Here is a 20,695-nt window from a genome sequence, read left to right as displayed (position 1 = left end):
GTTCGTGCTGGGTTAATGGTTGCCCGACGGGTGTCAACGTTCAGTCTTCTTCGGCGGTCGATCCTGTCCGCTCGGCATGGCAGTCCGGGTTCCATGCGGTACCGGGAAGCAGTTGCCAACGATTCCTGTTGGCAACACCGATATCGATCACCTTGGCCGGGTCAACACAGGGGCTCATCGCGTCGTCCAGCACCAGCAGCCAGCGCTTTCCAGGCGCCTCGGCCAGCCACGGGCCGGCGTCATGCCATTGCTCGGCCCATGGGCGCTTGAAGCCGAACTCGCGTACCGGGCGGTCGGCCTGCAGCAGGTTCTGCTCGCGCCAGGCCACCAGCGCCAGTTCCGCATCCGGACCGATCCGTGCGCCAACCCGGCGCATCAGCGCCGACGCCGATGCGTACGGGTCCAGCGCCGGGATCAGTACCAGGCCGTAGAGCATCCACAGCATGCCGTGGGTCAGCAGCACCAGCGTCGCCGCGCGGCGCACCCGCAACCAGACGATCAACGTAGCCAGGGCGATGGCGAAGGTCAGCAGGCCATCGCCCAGCACCGGAAGCAGGGTGTCGGGCATGGCCCTCCGTTCCAGCTGGGCCAGGGCCCACGGGTGCTCGGTCAGCAGCATTACGCCCAGCACGCCGGTGGCCAGCATCAGCACCACGCTGTAGCCGAACAGGTAGCGACGCACGCACAGGCGGCGCAGCAGGCCGGGCAGCAGCGGCGCCACGGCCAGCGCCATCGCCGGCAGCATCGGCAGCAGGTAGACCTCGCGCTTGCCCGGGCTGGCGCTGAAGAACACCAGCACCAGCACGGCCCAGCCCAGCAGCAGCCACTGCCTGCGGTCGCCACGGCGGATGCGGCGCCACCAGGGCTTGAACAGCATCGGCAGCAGCAGGCTGCCCGGCAACCACAGGGTCAGGATCACCTGCAGGTAGTACCAGGCGGGCTGCCGGTGGTGCCAGGCGTTGGCATAACGGGTGCCGGTCTGCTTGAACAGCAGCTCATGCGCGTAGGCCTGCAGTTCGGCCGTGGGCGTGTGCAGCAGGGCCCAACCCAGTGGCGCCAGCCACACCCCCACGCCCAGCAGGAAGGCCGGGATCAGCCACAGCAGGGTGGCCGGGTGCGGGCCATCCACGTTGTGCCCGCGGCGGCGCTGGTACAGCCACCAGCCGAACCAGGGCAGCACCATCAGCAGCGGCAGGAAGCCCACGCCCTTGGTCACCGTACCCACGCCGGCGGCGAAGCCGGCCAGCCACAGCGCCGGCAGGTTGCGGCGTTCGCACAGGTGGCGCATCAGGCCCCACAGGGCCAATGTGGTCATGCCCACCAGCACCATGTCGATCTGCGCGCGCTTGGCCATCAGCCCGAACTGCAGGGTGCAGAACAGCGCCGCCAGGGCGTAGATGGAATGCCGTGGCGACCACAGCCGGCGGGCCAGGTCCGACACCAGCCACAGGCTGAGCAGGGCACCCAGCAGCGAGGGCAGCAGGAACGACCACTGCCAGCTGCCGACAATCTCGTAGGCGGCGGCCTGCAGCCACATGAAGACCGGCGGTTTCTCCGCGTACAGCTCCACGCCGCGGTGCGGGAGCAGCCATTGCCCGCTCTCGACCATGGTCCGCGCCGCCAGCACGAAGCGTGGCTCGTCCGGCGGCTGCGGCTGCCGAAGGCCGATCCCCGCTGCCAACGCAGCAATGATCAGCAGCCACAACAGGGGCAGGCGCCAACGGCGGGGCAGGGCTACGGGCACGGCAGGCTCCGGGAGCAAAACGGCCATTCTGAGGTGGCGGGGGTTGGAAAAGCGTCAGAGGAGGCCGGGGCGACCGCATTCCGACATGCGCAGCGCTACCATGGTACGAACTTCCGTGGATGTTTCGTGCATGCGTCTGTTGGTGATCGAGGACAACCGCCAGCTGGTGGCCAACCTGTTCGACTATTTCGAGTCGCGCGGGCATGTGCTCGACGTGGCGCCCGATGGCATCACCGGGCTGCACCTGGCCGGAAGCCATCCGTATGACGCGGTCATCCTGGACTGGATGCTGCCGCGCATGGAAGGCCCGGAGGTGCTGCGCCGGCTGCGTGCGGAGCATGCGTCGGAGGTGCCGGTGATCATGCTGACCGCGCGTGACGAACTGCCGGACAAGATTGCCGGTTTCCGCGCGGGCGCCGATGACTACCTGACCAAGCCGTTCGCACTTCCCGAGCTGGAAGTGCGGCTGGAAGCGCTGCTGCTGCGGGCGCAGGGCCGCAACCCCCGCAAGCGCCTGCAGGTGGGCGACCTGGTGCTGGACCTGGCGACCCTTGAGGCCCAGCGGGGCAACCAGGTGCTGCACCTGTACCCGGCCTGCCGCAAGCTGCTGGAGGTACTGATGCGCGCCAGTCCGGGCGCGGTCACGCGGCAGCAGCTGGAATTCGCCCTGTGGGGCGACGAGCCACCGGATGGCGACCTGCTGCGCTCGCATGTCTACGAGCTGCGCCGCAGCGTTGATGGCCCGTTCGCCGACAAGCTGATCCACACCCTGCCGCGGGTGGGCTACCGGCTGGCAATGACCACAGCCAGCGATGCGGGCAAGGTTGACGATGAAGGCGCGTAAGCCGGGACCGCTGTACCGGCGCGTGGTGTGGTGGTTGCTGGGCTACCTGGCGCTGCTGTCGATCGCGGTGTTCAGCGTGGGCAACTACGTGCACGAGCACGCCGAGCATGCGGCGTGGCGCGCGCTGCTCAACTCCGAACTGGACAGCATCGTCGAACATACCGAGCACGAGCCGCACTATCGCTGGCAGGACTCGGACACGCTCAGCCTGTTCCGCTTCGGTGAGGGGAACATGCCCGAAAGCGTGCGCTCGCTGCACCCGGGGCTGCACGACGGCGTGCCGATCAAGGACCGCCAGACGGCGGTGATGGTGCGTGACACCGGCTCGATGGGACGGGTCGCGCTGGCACTGGACATCTCCGACTTCCATGACCTGGAACAGTTCGCCACGCGCTGGGTGATGCTGGCCGGGGTGATCATGATCTTCGTCACCGTGCTGATGGCGTCGTTCGGCATGGAACGCATGGTGCGCCCGCTGAGCCTGCTGGCACAGCACATCGCTGCATTGCGGCCGGGCGTGCAGGGCCAGCGCGTCGAGGTCGACCCGCGTGGCAGCTCGGAGCTGCACACCATCGCCGATGCGCTGAACGACTATCTGGATCGCAACGAGCAGTTCGTCGAACGCGAGCGGGTCTTCATCAGCACCGCCAGCCATGAACTGCGCACGCCGATCGCGGTGATGACCGGCGCTGCCGAGCTGGCGCTGGAGCAGCCGGGGCTGCCCGAACGTGCACGTCAGCAGATGCAGCGCGTGCTGCGCACCGCGCAGAGCGTGGAACAGTTGATCGAGCTGTTGCTGGTGCTGGCCCGTGATCCGGCCCGACTGGCCGCGCGTGCCGAGCGTATCGCGCTGGACCAGCTGCTGCCGGAGATCGTCGATGACCACCGCCACCTGCTGGGTGACAAGGATCTGAGCATCGGCATCCAGGCTGCGCCGGTGGACATCGTCGCGCCGCTGGCCGTTGTGCAGGCGGCGATCGGCAATCTGCTGCGCAATGCCATCGAGAACAGTGGGCGCGGCCATATCGAACTGCGGCTGAGTTCGTCGGCGGTGCTGACCCTGCAGGATCCGGGGCATGGCATGAGCCCGGAGGAGATTGCGGCGATCCACGCGCGCATGGCCCGTGGTGAACGCGCGGACCGGGGCGGTGGCATCGGCCTGGACCTGATCGCACGCCTGTGCGAACACCTCGGTTGGACCCTGCAGCTGGATCCCTGCGAGCCGCGAGGCACGCGCGCCACGCTCGACTTCAGCGCCTCACGTCCGGCCTGAACCGGCTGTCCTGCTGGATACCAACCCTGGTTGGCATGCCGTCCGCGTCAACGTCCGTGCGGCCGCGCCACGTGCTGGTCGATCAGGATCACGTTGCCATCCGGATCGGCCAACTGCAGATAGCCGGTGCCCTGTCCACCAGGGTCGGTACGGACTGCCAGTTCTAGGCCCTCCGCATCCAGCGCCGCCTGCAGTTCACGCACATCCTGGAAATCAGGCAGTTCCTGCCTGTACTGGTCCCAGCCCGGGTTGAAGGTCAGCAGGTTGCCCTCGAACATGCCCTGGAACAGGCCGATGACGATGCCGTTGCTGCGCATCACCAGCCAGTTGTGCGCCGGCTCGCCACCGGTCACCGAGAAGCCCAGTGCCTCGTAGAAGGTGCGGGAGGCCTGGAGGTCTTTGACCGAGAGACTGACCGAGAAGGCACCGAGCTGCATGGGACGGGCTCCGGGATGGACAGCCGGCACTGCAGCATGACCCGGCGTGAAGACAATGTTAATCTCGGGGTGCGCCGCTTTATGCGGCGCTTTTTTTTCCCGCTCTTTCGATCGACAGAGGATCCCATGCCGACCGAACCCGCTACTGCCCTGATCAGCAACGACATCGTTGGACTGGGCCTGATTGCCGCCACCCTGGCCCTGATCTTCTGGGCTGCCAGCGGCCCGACCCCACTGCTGAAGAAGATCTTCGCCTGGGTGCCGGCGCTGCTGCTGTGCTACTTCATCCCCGCCATCTACAACACCGCCGGTGTCATCGATGGCCACAACACCTCGCTGTACAACCCGGTCGCACGTGATGTGCTGTTGCCGGCCGCGCTGGTCCTGCTGACCCTGTCGATCGACCTGAAAGGCATCGCCAAGCTCGGCCCCAAACTGCTGATCGTGTTCTGCGCCGGTACCGCCGGCATCATGCTCGGCGCTATCGTCTCGTTCCAGCTGATGAAGCTGATCCATCCGGAAACCGTGGCCGGTGACACCTGGGCCGGCATGGCCGCGCTGGCCGGCAGCTGGATCGGCGGCGGCGCCAACATGGTCGCCATGCGCGAAGTGTTCGGTACCGATGCCACCACCTTCGGCCAGTTCGCCGTGGTCGACGTGGCCTGCGCGAGCCTGTGGATGGCGATCCTGCTGTTCCTGGCCAACCGTGCGCAGCAGATCGACACCCGCAACGGGGCCGACACCCGCGCCATCGACGAGATGAAGGCGCGCATCAGTGCCTACGAGGCGCAGAACGCACGCATCCCCAGCATGACCGACCTGATGGTGATCGTTGGCGTGGCACTGGGCGGCGTCGGTCTGGCCCATGCAATCGCCGCGCCGCTGTCCGGCTGGTTCAAGGCCAATGTCAGCTGGGCCAGCCAGTTCAGCCTGGACAGCCAGTTCGTGTGGGTGATCCTGCTGTCCACCGCGATGGGCCTGGGCCTGAGCTTCACCCGTGCGCGCAGGCTGGAAGCGGCCGGTGCATCACGGCTGGGCACGGTGTTCCTGTACTTCCTCATCGCCTGCATCGGCATGCAGATGAACCTGCTGTCGCTGCTGGATCGGCCGTGGCTGTTCCTGCTGGGTGCGATCTGGATGGCCACGCACGTGCTGGTGCTGTGGGTCGTGGCCAAGCTGCTGCGCGCACCGTTGTTCTTCTTCGCGATCGGTTCGCAGGGCAACATCGGTGCGGCGGCGTCGGCACCGGTGGTGGCAGCGGCGTTCCACCCGACGCTGGCGCCGGTGGGCGTGCTGCTCGGCACGGTGGGCTATGCCACCGGCACCGGGCTGGCCTATGTCACCGGCCTGATCCTGAAGTGGATGGCCGGGGCCTGAGTCCTGAGCTGACGATCATGTTGCGTGTTCACGGCAATTGCCGTGAACACGCTTTCCCCGTGTAGAGCCGAGCCCACGCTCGGCTTTCTTTTTGCCTGCCACCGGGTAGATCCACGACATGCGTGGATGCATTTCATGGAGATCCATGAACAAAGAAGGGGTCAGATCCGTTTCCCGGAGGAAACGGATCTGACCCCTGATGCTTCTCGCCGTCACCGGAAATCTGTCGAAGGTGCGGGCGCCGGGCTGCAAGCCCAGCGCCCAACCCTCAACAGCAGCGACCGCCGTTGCGACCGCCGTAGCGCGCTTCCTGGCGCTCGCGGAAGAACGTCTTGTAGTCCATCGGCTCCTGGTCCGGATGCTTTTCCAGCATGTGCCGGACGTAGTTGTCGTAGTCAGGAATGCCACAGCACAGTCGTGCGGTCTGCACCAGGCGCCGCCAGATGCGGCGGTGCGCCTGGTACTGGCCAACGGGAACCAGTTGCGTGCTCATCACAGATCCACCATCTCATGCGGCTTCAGTGCCACGTACGGGGTCTCGCGGTCGCTGCGCTGCGGATTGCGGCGGGCCGCCAGGATGGTCTTGATCGAATACACCAGCACTGCGCCCACCACCAGCAGGAACAGCGCGGTCAGGCCGGTGTTGACGTAGGCGTTGACCACGATCTGCTTCATCTGCGCCACTGACTTGGCCGGTGCGGTGATGGTGTCGCTGGCGAGGGCGGCCTGGAACTTGTGTGCCTGTGCCAGGAAGCCCTGCGCCGGGTTGCTGTCGAAGATCTTGATGAAACCAGCGTAGGTGGTGCAGATCAGCAGCCAGATGGCCGGTACTGCGGTGACCCACGCATAGCGGTCACGCTTCATCTTGAACAGCACCACCGTACCCAGCATCAGCGCGATACCGGCCAGCATCTGGTTGGAGATGCCGAACAGCGGCCACAGTGTCTGGATGCCACCGAACGGATCGACCACGCCGGTGTAGAGCAGGTAGCCCCACAGCGCCACGCAGCCGGCGGTACCGATGATGTTGGCGGTCCACGACTCGGTCTTCTTCAGCGCAGGCACGAAGTTGCCCAGAAGATCCTGCAGCATGAAGCGGCCTGCGCGGGTACCCGCGTCCACTGCGGTCAGGATGAACAGTGCTTCGAACAGGATCGCGAAGTGGTACCAGAACGCCATCATCGCGTCGCTGCCACTGGGAATCGCTTCGTGCAGGATCTGCGCGATGCCCACCGCCAATGTAGGTGCGCCGCCTGCGCGATGCAGGATGGTCGGTTCACCGATGGCGGCCGCGGTCGCGGTCAGCTGTTCGGGCGTGATGGTGAAGCCCCAGGTGTTGGTGATGTAGTGCGCCGCCGACGCAGCATCGGCACCGATCACCGCGGCCGGGCTGTTCATCGCGAAGTAGATGCCCGGGTCGATGATCGACGCTGCGACCAGTGCCATCACCGCAACGAACGATTCCATCAGCATGCCGCCATAGCCGATGTAACGCATGTGCGCTTCATTGGCCAGCAGCTTCGGCGTGGTGCCCGAGGAAATCAGTGCGTGGAAGCCGGACACCGCACCGCAGGCGATGGTGATGAACAGGAAGGGGAACATGCCACCCTTCCACACCGGGCCATCACCGCTGGCGGCGAACTGGGTCAGCGCCGGCATCTTCAGTTCCGGCATCACCACCAGGATGCCGATGGCCAGCGCGATGATGGTGCCGATCTTGAGGAAGGTCGACAGGTAATCGCGTGGCGCCAGCAGCAGCCACACCGGCAGCACCGAGGCGACGAAGCCGTAGCCGATCAGCATCCAGGTGATCTGGGTGCCGGTGAAGGTGAACGCAGGGCCCCACACCGGATCGGCGGCGACCTTGCCGCCGTACCAGATCGCGGCCAGCAGCAGGATCAGGCCGACCACCGAGATCTCGCCGATCTTGCCGGGGCGGATGTAGCGCATGTAGACGCCCATCAGGATCGCGATGGGCATCGTCGCGATCACCGTGAACATGCCCCATGGGCTTTCGGCCAGCGCCTTGACCACCACCATGGCCAGCACCGCCAGGATGATGATCATGATCAGGAACGCCCCGAACAACGCGATGGTGCCGGGAACCTGGCCCATTTCTTCTCTTACCAGGTCACCCAGCGAACGACCGTTGCGGCGGCTGGACAGGAACAGGACCATGAAGTCCTGTACCGCGCCGGCCAGCACCACGCCCACCACCAGCCACAGCAGGCCCGGCAGGTAGCCCATCTGCGCGGCCAGCACCGGGCCGACCAGGGGACCGGCACCGGCAATGGCAGCGAAGTGGTGGCCGAACAGCACGTGCTTGTTGGTCGGCACGTAGTCCAGGCCATCGTTGTTGATCACCGCCGGGGTGGCCCGGGTCGGATCCAGCTGCATCACCTTGTTGGCGATGAACAGGCTGTAGAAGCGGTAGGCCACCAGGTACAGCGAAACCGCGGCGACGACGATCCACAGCGCATTGATGTGTTCGCCGCGGCGCAGTGCCACGGTGCCCAGACAGAAGGCGCCGAGCAGGGCGAGGGCCGCCCAGCCTATTTTGGAAAACCCTTTCATGAGGTGCTCTCTCCCGGAAAGACAGTCAAAGAGTCCCGCGTGCCCTCGACAGGGTCAATTGGCACAGGACGAATCGGCGGTAGTACTTTGGTCGTACGTTTGTTGTGCTGACGTGCAGCGAACATCAGGGATGGAACAATCGGTTGCGGCGCCGTCCATTGGCGCGCGGCCGTGTGGCGTCCATCTTCAGTGGCATCCATCCAACAGGAGTCGCCATGAGCTTTCCCGAACCGGTCCGCGTGCTGCGGACCATCCGTGGCATGCCCACCTCCGACGGTGCCGGCGTGCGCCTGACCCGCGTCATCGGTGGCCCGACGCTGCCCGACCTGGATCCGTTCCTGCTGCTTGATGAATTCGGCACCGACCGTGCCGAGGACTACATCGCCGGCTTCCCGGAACATCCTCATCGCGGCTTCGAAACGGTCACTTACATGCTCGACGGTCGCATGCGGCATCGTGACAACCACGGCAACGAGGGCCTGCTGACCCCGGGCAGCGTGCAGTGGATGACCGCAGGCCGCGGCTTGGTGCATTCGGAGATGCCCGAGCAGGAAAGCGGGCAGATGCGCGGCTTCCAGCTGTGGGTGAACCTGCCGGCGAAAGAAAAGATGACGGACCCGAAGTACCAGGAATTCGCCCCTGAGCGGATTCCGGTGGTGCACCCGGAAGCGGGCGTGGACGTGAAGGTGATTGCCGGCAGCGTGGATGGCACACAAGGCCCGATCGTGCAGCCGGCCACCGAGCCGCTGTACCTGGACATCACGCTGGCCCCGGATCGCGCCTGGACCTATGCGTTGCCGGAAGGGCACAACGCCTTTGCATACGTGTTCGAAGGTGGCGTGACCGTGGGTGAGCAGGACGCCGCGCGCAATGTCGCCCGCCAGGAGCTGGCAGTGCTGGGCGGTGGCGAGCAGCTGCATCTGTCGGCCGGCAGCGAGGGTGCGCGGCTGATCCTGGTCGCCGGTCGCCCATTGCGCGAGCCGGTGATGCGGCATGGTCCGTTCGTGATGAACACGCGGCAGGAACTGATGCAGGCCTTCGTCGATTTCCAGGAAGGCAAGTTCTGAGGAAGTGCGCCGGGCCATGCCCGGCGAAAGAAGCCAACAACGCCGTCGGGTAATACCCGGCGGACGTTCCGCGCGTCGGATCCTGCGGGGATGCTGCCAGGCAGTCATCCCCGTCACCTTCAGCGTCCGGCGGCCACGGCCGACGGGGTCAGGCTCATGCCCTGCGCCAGCTGCTGCAGCGAGCCCAGTTCCTGCGCGTTGTCCGGATACAGCGAAATCTGCGCGTAACGCCCTTTGTCGAGCTTGACCACGCTGATGCGGCGCTCGGCATAGCCGGGCGGCTGCTGGCCCCCCAGGTCGGGCTGGTACCAGTACAGCGATTCACCGCCGAAACTGCCTTTCTCCTGGCGCAACGAGCGGTTCAACGGCAGATTGGGATCGCGCGTGCTGAGCATCAGGCTCAGTACCTCGCGGCCGTCGTTGGTGCTGGCGCGGCAGACCAGGAAATCGGCCTGGGTCTGCTGTTGCCACTGCAGGCCGCTGCTGGCCGGCAGGGAAGGACATTCGGTGGGTGCCTGCGCGGCGGCCTGGGCCGCAGCGAACAGCAGGCTCGTCAACACTACAGGCGCGAACTTCATGCATCCCCCAAGGTGGTGTGTCGTTGGCGCCGCCGGATGGAACGGCGGCCATGGCATCCCATCCCCGGATGCCCCCCGCCGGCATGTGCACGGCAGGTCAACTCAACCTTAACGGAACGTGAGCGATCGCACAAATTGCGGTTACAAGCGTAACCATTGCGGCTGAAGGTCGGCCGCAATGGTCCGCACGGGCCTCAGCGGTCGTTGCCGATCCACTTGTAGATGATGCCGCCGATCGCACCGCCGAGCAGCGGGGCGACCCAGAACAGCCACAGCTGGCTGACCGCACCGCTGCCGGCGAAGAAGGCCACGGCGGTGGAGCGGGCAGGGTTCACCGAGGTGTTGGTGACCGGGATGCTGATCAGATGGATCAGGGTCAGCGACAGGCCGATCGCCAGCGGCGCGAAGCCGGCCGGCGCCTTGCCGTGGGTGGAGCCCATGATCACGATCAGGAACACTGCGGTCAGCACCACTTCGCACAGGAAGGCCGCTGCCACGCTGTAGCCGCCAGGCGACAGCGCGCCATAACCATTGCTGGCGAACGCACCGGCCTGGCTGCCATCAATGGCGAAGCCGCTGGCACCGGACGCGATCTGCAGCAGGATGAAACCGGCCACCAGTCCACCGGCGACCTGGGCGATGATGTAGGGAATCAGGTCCTTGGTCGGGAAGCGACCACCGGCCCACAGGCCGACGCTGACTGCCGGATTGAAGTGGGCGCCGGAGATATGGCCGAACGCATAGGCACCGGTGACCACGGTCAGGCCGAAGGCCAGCGCCACGCCGAGGAAACCGATACCCAGCGGGTTGCCGTCACCGCCGAACTTGGCTGCCAGCACCGCACTGCCGCAGCCCCCCAGAACCAGCCAGAACGTGCCGAGGAATTCGGCGGACAAGCGTTTACCCATGCTCATGTGTTGCACTCCTTTGACGGCTAAAGTGTGATTTATGTCACATTTCAGTGTTCAGCGGGTGACTGTGGTGTCAACGCCGGGTGCAGGAGTACACCTTCGGATGTGTGCAACACGCGATGTTCAGTACTGCGGCAGCGGGATGAACTCCTTGTCGTCGCCCGGGATGGTGCCGAAGCGACCGGCCTCCCAGTCGTGCTTGGCCTGCTCGATGCGCTCCTTCGAGCTGGACACGAAGTTCCACCAAAGGTGACGCGGGCCATCCAGCGGCTCGCCACCGAACAGCATCGCCTTCACTGGCGTCTTCGCGCGCAGGCGGCCCACGGCACCGGCTTCGGGAATGATCAGGTGCTGGGCGGGAATGTCCACGCCGTCCAGCTGGGCCTGGCCTTCGAGGATGTACAGTGCGCGTTCGCGATGGCCGTTGTCGATGTCGATCTCCGCATCCGGGTCGAGGTCGATCGCCACGTTGAGGGTGTCGGCGAACACCTTCACCGGCGATTCCTCGCCGTAGGCGCGGCCAGCGATCACCCGCAGCCAGGCGCCGTTGCGGCGCTGCTCGGGTAGGGTGGCCGCGGCGTGGTGGTAGAACGCCGGTTCGATTTCCTCGTGCGACTTCGGCAGCGCCACCCAGGTCTGCATGCCATGGATCGGGTTGTCATGGTCGCGGTCCGGCTGCGGCGTGCGCTCGGAATGGGCGATGCCGCGGCCGGCGGTCATCCAGTTGACGTCACCGGGACGGATCACCTGGTCCGAGCCGAGCGTATCGCGGTGGCCGATCGCACCCGACCACAGGTAGGTCACAGTGGCCAGGCCGATATGCGGATGCGGGCGTACGTCGATGGCGGTGCCCGGGTGCATGAGTGCCGGGCCCATCTGGTCGACGAACACGAACGAACCGATGCTGCGGGCCTGCAGGGTGGGGACGGCGCGACGGACTTCGAGGCCGCCGATGTCGTGCACGCGCGGGGCGATGATGGTGGTCATGCGGGCGTTCTCGCTGGCAGGGATCAGGGCGTCAGCATCGCATGCAGCTGTGACGGGGACATGCCCCGTCTGGGTAACAGGTTGTTCCAGCCAACGGCGCAGCCCCTCGTGGCTGGACGCGCAATGCATATCTCGTGTTTGGCCGGGCGGGTGAGTTGCGCAGGACACGCCGTAAACCCGTCCATGGGGGCTCGATGGCGCCATCCATGGCGCCAACGGTCCTGCGCAACCCACCCGCCCGGCCTCTGACAGTTTCCGTGTGCGTCCAGCCACGTAGAAGAAAAAAGAAAATCAAGATCAAACACCGGTCGCTTCGCTCGCATCCACGCATGGCGTGGATCTACTGCGGCAGCCAAGGTCGGCACGCTCCGGAATCGGAGTTCACCCACCGTCACCGGGAAACTGTCGGGGGTGGGGCGGTGTCGGGTTGCGGGGTGTCCGCGGCATGGATGCCGCGGCCAAGCCCCGGGGGTCACTTCAGGATGGGTTTACGGCGTCCCCGCAACCCGACACCGCCCCGCCCAACAAACAGAAAAGCCAGAGCCGGCTGATGCTCCGGCTCTGGCTCTGGCTCTGGCTTCGGCTGTTGCTGTTGCCTCTGCGGGTGCCGGGCCGCAGGCCCGGCCGACAAACTCACACCACCGGTTCGCGCAGGGCGGGGTTGTCCCAGCCCGGGCGCGGGGCGAAGCGGTCGCCGTGGCGCTGCTGCAGCGCCTTCAACCGCTCGACGATCGCATCGGCACCCACCGCACGGATGTGCTGGATCGGACCGCCACGGAACGGGGCAAAACCGGTACCGAAGATCACGCCCGCATCCAGCAGGTCCGCATCGGCCACCACGCCTTCGTGCAGGCATGCCACTGCTTCGTTCAACAGCGGCAGGATCAGGCGGTCCTCCAGATCGGCCGGGGCCTGGTAATCGCTGGCCACGTCCGGCTTCTTCGGCTTGCCGTTCTCCCAGGTGTAGATGCCCTGGCCATCCTTCTTGCCGCGCTTGTCCGGCTCCACCGTCTGCAAGGCCGCCGGGATCTGCAGGCCGAGGAACGGCGCCAGTTCGCGGCCCACGCCCGCAGCCACGTCCAGGCCGACGGTGTCGATCAGTTCGATCGGGCCCATCGGCATGCCGAACTTCACGGCGGCCTTGTCGATCACCGGGCCCGGAATGCCTTCCGCATAGGCGGTGGCCGCTTCCAGCATGTACGGGAACAGCACGCGGTTGACCAGGAAGCCCGGGCTGCCGGCCACCGGCACCGGGAACTTGCCCAGCGCCTTGCAGAACGCGGCCAGGCGGCGTTCGGTCTCCGGTGCCATGCCGTCGTGGTGGATGATCTCCACCAGCGGCATCTGCGCCACCGGGTTGAAGTAGTGCAGGCCGGCGAACTGGGCCGGACGCTGGATGTGGTCGCGCAGTTCCACCAGCGGGATCGACGAGGTGTTGGTGGTCAGCAGCGCGTCCAGCTTCATCTTCGGTTCCAGCGTCTGGTACAGCGCACGCTTGGCTTCCGGATTCTCGATGATCGCCTCGATCACCAGGTCGGCGTCGGCCACGCCGTTGCCTTCCAGGTCGGCGCGCAGGCGTGCGGCCACCGTCGGGCGCTTGCTCTCGTCGCGCACCTTCTTGGCGAACAGCGCCTGCGCGCGTTCCATGGCGGGGTCGATGAAGCGCTGCTCGCGGTCCTGCAGGGTTACGTCGAAGCCCTTGTAGGCCGCCCACGCGGCGATGTCGCCGCCCATCACGCCGGCGCCGACCACGTGCACGTGGCGGATGCCGGAATCGCCACCACCCAGGCCCTTCAGGCGCTCGGTCAGGAAGAAGATGCGGATCAGGTTGCGTGCGGTCGGCGTGCTGGCCAGTTTGACCACCGCGCGGCGTTCGGCATCCAGGCGTGCCTGGATCGGCTTGCCACCGCTGCGTTGCCAGGTGCTGATCAGCGCGTAGGGCGCCGGGTACTGGTCCTTCTTGGCCTTGCGCGCCACCTGCTTGACCATCTGCGGTGCCAGCAGGGTACGGGCCAGCCAGGTGTTGGTCGCCCACGCCGTGGCGCGCTGCTTGAACGGGCGCGTGGTGCCGGACAACGCCAGCGCCACGGCGGTATCGAGCACCACCGCCGGTGCCACCACCTTGTCGACCAGGCCGATGCCACGCGCGGCCGAGGCCGACAGGGTGCGGCCGGTCAGCATCATGTCCATTGCCGCCGGGGCGCCCACCAGCTGCGGCAGGCGCGCGCTGCCGCCCCAGCCGGGGAAGATGCCGAGCTGGGTTTCCGGCAGGCCGATGCGGGTGCTGCTGTCATTGGAGGCCACGCGGTAGCGGCAGGCCAGTGCCAGCTCGGTGCCGCCGCCCAGGCAGTGGCCGTGGATGGCCGCCACGGTCGGGCAGGGCAGCTCGGCCAGCTTCTGGTAGGTGGCCTGGCCGCGGCGGATGGCATCGTTGACGGTGCCGCGGCGGTCGAATTCCTGGAACTCCTTCAGGTCCGCGCCGGCAATGAACCCCGCCTTCTTCAACGACTGGATCACCACGCCCTTGGGCGGGTCCAGCGCGATGCGTTCCAGCAGGTCCCCCAGTTCCAGCAGCACGTCCTGCGACATCGCGTTGACGCTGCTGTCCTGACGATCCAGAGAGAGAACCACCACGCCGTCGTCGCGGATCTCGGGGTGCCAGTGGCTGAAGCGGAGACCATCGAAGCCTGAGAGCATGGACGTTCCATCCGGTTGTGTATGGAGAAGCGGCTATGATCCAGAGGTTGTTTCCCCCGCGTCAAATCCCAATAGCAGGGGAGTGGCGACCCCGGATCCATGGCCGTGGACCGGGACGCTAACGGAACGGTGGTTAAAAGCTGGTGCGGCGCCGGGTGATCGGCGACTGAACTTTTCCCGGGATTGGCAGTCTCATTGCCCGACGTCGGTTGGGCTGACAGGAGTGCGGCCCCTCATGGCCGAGGTTGATACACCACAGGAGCTGGATCTGGAACTGGTCCGGCGCGTGCAGCACGGCGAGAGCGCCGCGTTCGATGTCCTGGTGCGCAAGTACCAGCATCGCGTGGTGGCCCTTGTCGGTCGCTACATCGCCGACTGGAGCGAATGTCAGGACGTCGCCCAGGACACTTTCATCCGTGCCTACCGCGCGATCGGAAGTTTCCGTGGCGACGCCCAGTTCTCAACCTGGTTGCATCGAATCGCCGTGAATACCGCCAAAAACTACCTGGCTTCACACAATCGACGGCCACCGACCGATGACATCGACATCGGCGATGCCGAACAGTTCGACAGTGGGACGCGCCTGCGCGACACCGACACGCCCGAACGCGAGTTGATGCGCCAGGAGCTGGAACAGACGGTGATGAAGGCCGTCAACGCGCTGCCGGAAGAGCTCCGGTCGGCGATCACCCTGCGCGAGGTGGAAGGCCTGAGTTACGAGGATATCGCGCAGAAAATGGGGTGCCCGATCGGCACCGTGCGCTCACGGATCTTCCGGGCGCGCGAGGCGATCGACACCGAACTCCGGCCGCTGTTGGACATCGGCAGCGCCACCCGTGAGAAGAGCCGCGTATGACCAGTAAACCGTTCAACGAATCGCAGAACCATCAATCGCCCGCCGGGCAGCGCCTGGACCAGCGCCATCGCGAGCAGCTGTCGGCCCTGGTCGATGGCGAGCTGGGCGCCGATGAAGCGCGCTTCCTGCTGCGCCGCATGGAACACGACCCCGAGCTGGCCGGATGCCAGGAGCGCTGGCAGCTGCTGGGCGATGTGATGCGCGGGCAGGCGTCGGCACTGGCGCCGGCCGGCTTCAGTGCCGCCGTGGCTGCCGCCATCGCCGCCGAGCCTGCGCCGCAGGCCGAGCCGCGCCGTCAGGTGCGTCGCAGTGGCTGGCGTGCCTGGGGCGGTGGTGCCGCACTGGCCGCTTCGGTGGCGGCGGTGGCGTTGTTCATGGGCGGCGAGAAGCTGAAGGAGGCCACCCCGGGCGAACCGTTGGCACCGCAGGTGATCGCCAGCCAGGCCGAGCTGCCGGCCGCGCCGACCGATCCCGCCCCGGTGACAGACGCCTCGGCGGACACTGCCGCGATGGCCGTGGCGGCGGCACCCGCCCTGGCGATGGCCGCTGCCAGTCGCCGCCAGGACACCCGCCGCGCGAGTGCCACCCGCAGCCAGCAGGCCGCGCGTGCCGCCCAGCGTGAGGACGTGCCGCAGCGTGCGGTGGCAACAGTACAGGCGCCGCTGACCCCAACCGTGCCGGCCAACGCGACCCGCAACCTGCCGTTCGGCGAGGTCAGTGGGCTGCAGGCCCGGCCGTGGCCGCGCTCCAGCCTGGCGCCGGCCGCCGGTGGCGCGCTCAATGCCAGCTTCCCGGCCCATGCCGGTGGCGCCGCGTTCTACCCGTTCGAGCCGCGCCTGCAGGATGACCTGCCGGTGCCGCCGCGCCCGCGCGACTGAGCCGGGCGCTTTCACGCCCCGCCGTCGGCGGGGGCCGTATTCCTCTTTCCATCCGTTCCGGAGGTTGCCGTCCGATGACTCCCCGACTCCGCACGCAGGCCATCGGCCTGCTGGCCCTGACCCTGCCGCTGGTGGCCTGCGCGCAGGCCCCGGCTCCGGCCGCTCCGCCCCAGGCTGCACCGGCCGCCGCGCCGAGGGCACCGGCACAGCCGCTGGTCACCGGCCTGCCCGATTTCACCAACCTTGTTGAACAGGTCGGGCCGGGTGTGGTCAACGTCGACACCACCATCGTCCGCAACAACCGCCAGGCTTCGCGGGGCCCGATGGGCGGTGACGATGACATGCCGGAGTTCTTCCGCCGCTTCTTCGGCCCGGACTTCCCGATGCCGGGACAGGGGCCGGGTGGGCAGGACCGCGGCCCCAGCATCAAGGGCCGTGGCATGGGTTCGGGCTTCATCATCTCGCCCGATGGCTACGTGCTGACCAACTACCACGTGGTGGCTGATGCCAGTGACGTGAAGGTCAAGCTGGGCGATAGCCGTGAGTTCAACGCCAAGGTGGTGGGCAGCGACCAGCAGTACGACGTGGCGCTGCTGAAGATCGATGGCAAGAACCTGCCGACCGTGCGCGTGGGCGATTCCAACACGCTGAAGCCCGGCCAGTGGGTTGTCGCGATCGGCTCGCCGTTCGGCCTCGACCATTCCGTCACTGCCGGTATCGTCAGCGCACTGGGCCGCAGCACCGGCGGTGCCGACCAGCGCTACGTGCCGTTCATCCAGACCGACGTGGCGATCAACCAGGGCAATTCCGGGGGGCCGTTGCTGAACACCCGCGGTGAGGTGGTCGGCATCAATTCGCAGATCTTCTCCGCCTCCGGCGGCTACATGGGCATCAGCTTCGCGATCCCGATCGACCTGGCGATGAGCGCGGTCGAGCAGATCAAGAAGAGTGGCAAGGTCACCCGCGGCCAGCTCGGCGCGGTGGTCGAACCGATCGATGCGCTGAAGGCGCAGGGCCTGGGCCTGCCGGACAGCCGTGGTGCGCTGGTCAACCAGATCGTGCCGGGCAGTGCCGCGGAGAAGGCCGGTGTGCAGATCGGCGATGTGGTGCGCTCGGTCAATGGCAGTCCGGTCAACAGCTGGTCCGACCTGCCGCCGCTGATCGGCGCGATGGCGCCGGGCAGCCGGGTCACCCTGGGCGTGATCCGCGACGGCAAGCCGCGTGACCTCAGCGCCACCCTTACGGCGCTGAACGAAGACGGGCAGGGCAATGCCCGTGCGGCCGCTGCCGCCAAGGCTGATGCGGCACCGCAGGCCGGCGCCAATGCCCTGCTGGGCCTGGACGTGAGCGACCTGACCGCGCCGCAGCGCAAGCAGCTCGGCCTGGATGGCAACGAAGGCGTGCGCATCACCGGGGTCAAGGGCCAGGCCGCGCGTGATGCCGGCCTGTCTCCGGGCATGGTGATCCTGCAGGTCGGCCGTACCCCGGTCGGCAGCGTGGAGGGCCTGAACCGGGCGCTGTCCAGCTACAAGAAGGACGATGTGGTAATGCTGCTGGTGCGCACCGGCAACGGCAACAGCGCCTTCGTGGCGGTCAAGGCCGGCCAGTAAGGCCTGCCCGGGCCGCGCCCGCGGCCCTTGTTCGTCCCCCGAAGCCCCGCCCTGGCGGGGCTTCGGCCGTTCCCGGCCCGCCCCGATGAGGCTGCTTTCGCGGCGGGGCGCCGGGCATGCGATAATCGACCGTTACCCTGACGACGCCGCGCGCCGCCGCCACCTATGTCTTCTGATTCGATGCGGAACATCCGCAACTTCTCCATCATCGCCCATGTCGACCACGGCAAGTCCACGCTGGCCGACCGCATCATCCAGCTCTGTGGTGGCCTGCAGGCCCGCGAGATGGAAGCGCAGGTGCTCGACTCCAACCCGATCGAGCGCGAGCGTGGCATCACGATCAAGGCACAGTCGGTGTCGCTGCCGTACCTGGCCAAGGACGGGCAGACCTACCACCTGAACTTCATCGACACCCCCGGCCACGTCGACTTCTCCTATGAAGTCAGCCGCTCGCTGGCCGCCTGCGAAGGCGCGCTGCTGGTGGTCGATGCGGCCCAGGGCGTGGAAGCGCAGTCGGTGGCCAACTGCTACACGGCAGTGGAGCAGGGCCTGGAAGTGGTGCCGGTGATCAACAAGATCGACCTGCCCACTGCCGACATCGAGCGCGCCAAGGCCGAGATCGAGGCCGTGATCGGCATCGACGCCTCCGATGCCGTGCCGGTCAGCGCCAAGACCGGCCTGAACGTGCAGGACGTGCTGGAAGCGATCGTGCATCGCATCCCGCCGCCGGCACCGCGCGACACCGAGAAGCTGCAGGCGCTGATCATCGACTCGTGGTTCGACAACTACCTGGGCGTGGTCTCGCTGGTGCGCGTGATGCAGGGCGAGATCAAGGCCGGCGACAAGCTGCAGGTGATGTCCACCGGCCGCAACCACCAGGTCGACAACGTCGGCGTATTCACGCCCAAGCGGAAAGTGCTGCCCGCGCTGCGTGCCGGTGAAGTGGGCTGGGTCACCGCCAGCATCAAGGACGTGCACGGTGCGCCGGTCGGCGACACCCTGACCCTGGCCGGCGATCCGGCACCGAAGCCGCTGCCGGGCTTCCAGGAAATGCAGCCGCGCGTGTTCGCCGGCCTGTTCCCGGTCGACGCCGAGGACTACCCGGACCTTCGCGAAGCGCTGGACAAGCTGCGCCTGAACGATGCCGCGCTGCGCTTCGAGCCGGAAAGCTCCGAGGCGATGGGCTTCGGCTTCCGCTGCGGCTTCCTGGGCATGCTGCACATGGAAATCGTGCAGGAGCGCCTGGAGCGCGAATACAACCTGGACCTGATCAGCACCGCGCCGACGGTGGTGTATGAAGTCCTGAAGACCGATGGCTCGATCATCAACATGGACAACCCGGCCAAGCTGCCGCCGGTGAACCAGGTCGAGGAGATCCGCGAGCCGATCATCCGTGCCAACGTGCTCACCCCCGAGGAGTACATCGGCAACATCATCAAGCTGTGCGAAGAAAAGCGCGGCAGTCAGATCGGCATCAACTACCTGGGCAGCCAGGTGCAGATCAGCTACGAGCTGCCGATGGCCGAAGTGGTGCTGGACTTCTTCGACAAGCTGAAGTCGGTCAGCCGTGGCTATGCCTCGCTGGACTACCACTTCGTACGCTTCGACGCCGGCCCGTTCGTGCGCGTGGACGTGCTGATCAACGGCGACAAGGTCGACGCGCTGTCGCTGATCGTGCACCGCAGCCATGCTGATCGCCGCGGCCGCGAGCTGTGCGAGAAGATGAAGGACCTGATCCCGCGCCAGATGTTCGACGTGGCCATCCAGGCCGCGGTCGGCTCGCAGATCATCGCCCGTACCACGGTCAAGGCCATGCGCAAGAACGTGCTGGCCAAGTGCTATGGTGGCGACGTTTCGCGCAAGAAGAAACTTCTGGAAAAGCAGAAGGAAGGCAAGAAGCGCATGAAGCAGGTCGGCCGTGTGGAGATCCCGCAGGAAGCGTTCCTGGCCGTGCTGCAGATGGACAACAAGTAATCCCGCACCGGCCCTGCGGGGCCGGTCGTCCGGTGACGTTGCAAAGGACCCTGAATGAAACTGTTTGAGATCCTCCTGGTCGTGCTGACCCTGGCCTCGGGCCTGATCCTGCTCGCGGACAAGCTGTACCTCGCCAAGCGCCGCGCCCAGCGCGCGGGCCTGCTCGATTCCGAGCCGGTGCTGGTGGACTATTCGCGTGCGTTCTTCCCGGTGCTGGCGATCGTGCTGATCGTGCGCAGCTTCATTGCAGAACCGTACAAGATCCCGTCCAGCTCGATGATGCCGAACCTGCTGATCGGCGATTTCATCCTGGTCAACAAGTTCTCCTACGGCCTGCGCCTGCCGATCAGCAACACCAAGATCGTGCCGTTCGGCGAGCCCTCGCGTGGTGACGTGGTGGTGTTCCACTTCCCCGGCCACAGCGACAACGACCCGGCCAAGGGCGAGAACTTCATCAAGCGCGTGATCGGCGTGCCGGGTGACACCGTGGTCTTCGAAGGCGACGGCGTGATCCTCAACGGCGAGCCGCTGAAGTACGACAACAAGGGCATCTACGCCGGCCACAAGGGCCAGGGCGAGGGCGCCAACCTGCTGGTCGAGCACCTGCCGGGCCGCACCCACACCGTGCTGGAGACCGACTACCCGCGTGGCCAGGGCCAGTGGACCGTTCCGGCCGGCAAGTACCTGGTGATGGGCGACAATCGCGACAACAGCGACGACGGCCGTTTCTGGGGCCTGCTGCCCGAAGAGAACCTGCGCGGCAAGGCCTTCCTGATCTGGCTGAACTGCCAGGGCTGGTTCTGCAAGGATGGCTTCGAGCCGTCGCGGATCGGCTCGAGCATCAACTGACCGGGCATCAACCGAGTACCTTCACATCCAACGCGTATC

At 66.6% G+C, this 20,695-nt stretch carries 17 protein-coding genes; 9 read left to right on the top strand and 8 right to left on the bottom strand.

Annotation, left to right across the window (positions count from 1 at the left end; translation table 11 throughout):
* Window positions 1-40: 40 nt before the first annotated feature.
* Window positions 41-1,744 carry a glycosyltransferase family 39 protein gene (locus QP512_RS15010; protein WP_286069410.1) on the bottom strand — a complete coding sequence of 568 codons (1,704 nt, stop codon included), beginning with the start codon at window positions 1,742-1,744 and terminating at the stop codon, window positions 41-43.
* 130 nt (window positions 1,745-1,874) lie between these two features.
* Here QP512_RS15010 and QP512_RS15005 point away from each other — a divergent pair, with 130 nt between their 5' ends.
* Both QP512_RS15005 and QP512_RS15000 read left to right on the top strand, forming a co-directional pair.
* Window positions 1,875-2,588: a response regulator transcription factor gene (locus tag QP512_RS15005; protein WP_286069409.1), complete on the top strand. Its 714-nt coding sequence runs from the start codon at window positions 1,875-1,877 to the stop codon at window positions 2,586-2,588.
* The gene (locus QP512_RS15000; protein ID WP_286069408.1) at window positions 2,575-3,861 is read left to right on the top strand and encodes a HAMP domain-containing sensor histidine kinase; all 1,287 of its coding nucleotides are present in this window, start codon (window positions 2,575-2,577) and stop codon (window positions 3,859-3,861) included. Before QP512_RS15005 ends, QP512_RS15000 begins: the two co-directional genes overlap by 14 nt.
* A gap of 47 nt (window positions 3,862-3,908) precedes the next feature.
* Here the strand turns inward: QP512_RS15000 and QP512_RS14995 are convergent, their stop codons facing one another.
* Entirely contained in the window at window positions 3,909-4,298 is a 390-nt protein-coding gene (locus tag QP512_RS14995) for a VOC family protein (RefSeq protein WP_286069407.1), read from the bottom strand.
* A gap of 126 nt (window positions 4,299-4,424) precedes the next feature.
* On the opposite strand from QP512_RS14995, the gene QP512_RS14990 reads away from it, so the two are divergent.
* A complete protein-coding gene (locus QP512_RS14990) occupies window positions 4,425-5,675 on the top strand; it encodes a DUF819 family protein (protein WP_286069405.1) in 1,251 nt (416 codons plus the stop codon).
* A gap of 268 nt (window positions 5,676-5,943) precedes the next feature.
* Here the strand turns inward: QP512_RS14990 and QP512_RS14985 are convergent, their stop codons facing one another.
* Together QP512_RS14985 and QP512_RS14980 are read right to left on the bottom strand one after the other, a co-directional pair.
* Window positions 5,944-6,168 (bottom strand): CstA-like transporter-associated (seleno)protein, encoded by a 225-nt coding sequence (locus QP512_RS14985; protein ID WP_049467479.1) that lies wholly within the window; start codon window positions 6,166-6,168, stop codon window positions 5,944-5,946.
* Window positions 6,168-8,249, bottom strand: coding sequence for a carbon starvation CstA family protein (locus QP512_RS14980; RefSeq protein ID WP_049427667.1), 2,082 nt, complete (start codon window positions 8,247-8,249; stop codon window positions 6,168-6,170). The genes QP512_RS14985 and QP512_RS14980 overlap by 1 nt, the downstream gene beginning before the upstream one ends.
* A 215-nt stretch (window positions 8,250-8,464) precedes the next feature.
* On the opposite strand from QP512_RS14980, the gene QP512_RS14975 reads away from it, so the two are divergent.
* Window positions 8,465-9,316, top strand: a complete 852-nt coding sequence (locus QP512_RS14975; protein WP_286069402.1) for a pirin family protein — start codon at window positions 8,465-8,467, stop codon at window positions 9,314-9,316.
* A gap of 119 nt (window positions 9,317-9,435) precedes the next feature.
* Here QP512_RS14975 and QP512_RS14970 read toward each other — a convergent pair whose 3' ends face one another.
* From QP512_RS14970 to QP512_RS14955, 4 genes are all read right to left on the bottom strand, one after another.
* Window positions 9,436-9,894 (bottom strand): hypothetical protein, encoded by a 459-nt coding sequence (locus QP512_RS14970; protein WP_286069400.1) that lies wholly within the window; start codon window positions 9,892-9,894, stop codon window positions 9,436-9,438.
* Window positions 9,895-10,088: 194 nt separating this feature from the next.
* Window positions 10,089-10,808 (bottom strand): aquaporin Z, encoded by a 720-nt coding sequence (aqpZ, locus tag QP512_RS14965; RefSeq protein WP_142806529.1) that lies wholly within the window; start codon window positions 10,806-10,808, stop codon window positions 10,089-10,091.
* Window positions 10,809-10,928: 120 nt separating this feature from the next.
* The gene (locus tag QP512_RS14960; protein WP_286069399.1) at window positions 10,929-11,792 is read right to left on the bottom strand and encodes a pirin family protein; all 864 of its coding nucleotides are present in this window, start codon (window positions 11,790-11,792) and stop codon (window positions 10,929-10,931) included.
* 633 nt (window positions 11,793-12,425) lie between these two features.
* Entirely contained in the window at window positions 12,426-14,489 is a 2,064-nt protein-coding gene (locus QP512_RS14955; protein ID WP_286069398.1) for a 3-hydroxyacyl-CoA dehydrogenase NAD-binding domain-containing protein, read from the bottom strand.
* 235 nt (window positions 14,490-14,724) lie between these two features.
* Here QP512_RS14955 and rpoE point away from each other — a divergent pair, with 235 nt between their 5' ends.
* From rpoE to lepB, 5 genes are all read left to right on the top strand, one after another.
* Window positions 14,725-15,345 (top strand): RNA polymerase sigma factor RpoE, encoded by a 621-nt coding sequence (rpoE, locus tag QP512_RS14950; protein WP_005418256.1) that lies wholly within the window; start codon window positions 14,725-14,727, stop codon window positions 15,343-15,345.
* Window positions 15,342-16,223, top strand: a complete 882-nt coding sequence (locus tag QP512_RS14945; RefSeq protein WP_286069397.1) for a sigma-E factor negative regulatory protein — start codon at window positions 15,342-15,344, stop codon at window positions 16,221-16,223. The genes rpoE and QP512_RS14945 overlap by 4 nt, the downstream gene beginning before the upstream one ends.
* A 74-nt stretch (window positions 16,224-16,297) precedes the next feature.
* Window positions 16,298-17,833, top strand: coding sequence for a DegQ family serine endoprotease (locus tag QP512_RS14940; protein ID WP_286069396.1), 1,536 nt, complete (start codon window positions 16,298-16,300; stop codon window positions 17,831-17,833).
* 180 nt (window positions 17,834-18,013) lie between these two features.
* Entirely contained in the window at window positions 18,014-19,807 is a 1,794-nt protein-coding gene (gene lepA, locus QP512_RS14935; protein WP_164145992.1) for a translation elongation factor 4, read from the top strand.
* 54 nt (window positions 19,808-19,861) lie between these two features.
* The gene (gene lepB / locus QP512_RS14930; protein WP_014038087.1) at window positions 19,862-20,656 is read left to right on the top strand and encodes a signal peptidase I; all 795 of its coding nucleotides are present in this window, start codon (window positions 19,862-19,864) and stop codon (window positions 20,654-20,656) included.
* The last annotated feature ends 39 nt before the right edge of the window (window positions 20,657-20,695 follow it).

Source organism: Stenotrophomonas sp. 57 (assembly GCF_030291075.1).
Taxonomy (GTDB): domain Bacteria; phylum Pseudomonadota; class Gammaproteobacteria; order Xanthomonadales; family Xanthomonadaceae; genus Stenotrophomonas.
The sequence above is the reverse complement of the archived record's forward strand: the minus strand, read 5'-3'. Positions and strand labels throughout refer to the sequence as shown.

What these genes read in the sequence shown, in the direction of transcription:
- QP512_RS15000 (WP_286069408.1), top strand. Translation starts at nt 2,575, where the DNA reads ATGAAGGCGCGTAAGCCGGGACCGCTGTACCGGCGCGTGGTGTGGTGG.
- QP512_RS14975 (WP_286069402.1), top strand. Translation starts at nt 8,465, where the DNA reads ATGAGCTTTCCCGAACCGGTCCGCGTGCTGCGGACCATCCGTGGCATG.
- QP512_RS15005 (WP_286069409.1), top strand. Translation starts at nt 1,875, where the DNA reads ATGCGTCTGTTGGTGATCGAGGACAACCGCCAGCTGGTGGCCAACCTG.
- QP512_RS14995 (WP_286069407.1), bottom strand. Translation starts at nt 4,298, where the DNA reads ATGCAGCTCGGTGCCTTCTCGGTCAGTCTCTCGGTCAAAGACCTCCAG.
- QP512_RS14960 (WP_286069399.1), bottom strand. Translation starts at nt 11,792, where the DNA reads ATGACCACCATCATCGCCCCGCGCGTGCACGACATCGGCGGCCTCGAA.
- QP512_RS14985 (WP_049467479.1), bottom strand. Translation starts at nt 6,168, where the DNA reads ATGAGCACGCAACTGGTTCCCGTTGGCCAGTACCAGGCGCACCGCCGC.
- aqpZ (WP_142806529.1), bottom strand. Translation starts at nt 10,808, where the DNA reads ATGAGCATGGGTAAACGCTTGTCCGCCGAATTCCTCGGCACGTTCTGG.
- QP512_RS14945 (WP_286069397.1), top strand. Translation starts at nt 15,342, where the DNA reads ATGACCAGTAAACCGTTCAACGAATCGCAGAACCATCAATCGCCCGCC.
- lepA (WP_164145992.1), top strand. Translation starts at nt 18,014, where the DNA reads ATGCGGAACATCCGCAACTTCTCCATCATCGCCCATGTCGACCACGGC.
- QP512_RS14990 (WP_286069405.1), top strand. Translation starts at nt 4,425, where the DNA reads ATGCCGACCGAACCCGCTACTGCCCTGATCAGCAACGACATCGTTGGA.
- QP512_RS14940 (WP_286069396.1), top strand. Translation starts at nt 16,298, where the DNA reads ATGACTCCCCGACTCCGCACGCAGGCCATCGGCCTGCTGGCCCTGACC.
- QP512_RS14970 (WP_286069400.1), bottom strand. Translation starts at nt 9,894, where the DNA reads ATGAAGTTCGCGCCTGTAGTGTTGACGAGCCTGCTGTTCGCTGCGGCC.
- rpoE (WP_005418256.1), top strand. Translation starts at nt 14,725, where the DNA reads ATGGCCGAGGTTGATACACCACAGGAGCTGGATCTGGAACTGGTCCGG.
- QP512_RS14980 (WP_049427667.1), bottom strand. Translation starts at nt 8,249, where the DNA reads ATGAAAGGGTTTTCCAAAATAGGCTGGGCGGCCCTCGCCCTGCTCGGC.
- lepB (WP_014038087.1), top strand. Translation starts at nt 19,862, where the DNA reads ATGAAACTGTTTGAGATCCTCCTGGTCGTGCTGACCCTGGCCTCGGGC.
- QP512_RS14955 (WP_286069398.1), bottom strand. Translation starts at nt 14,489, where the DNA reads ATGCTCTCAGGCTTCGATGGTCTCCGCTTCAGCCACTGGCACCCCGAG.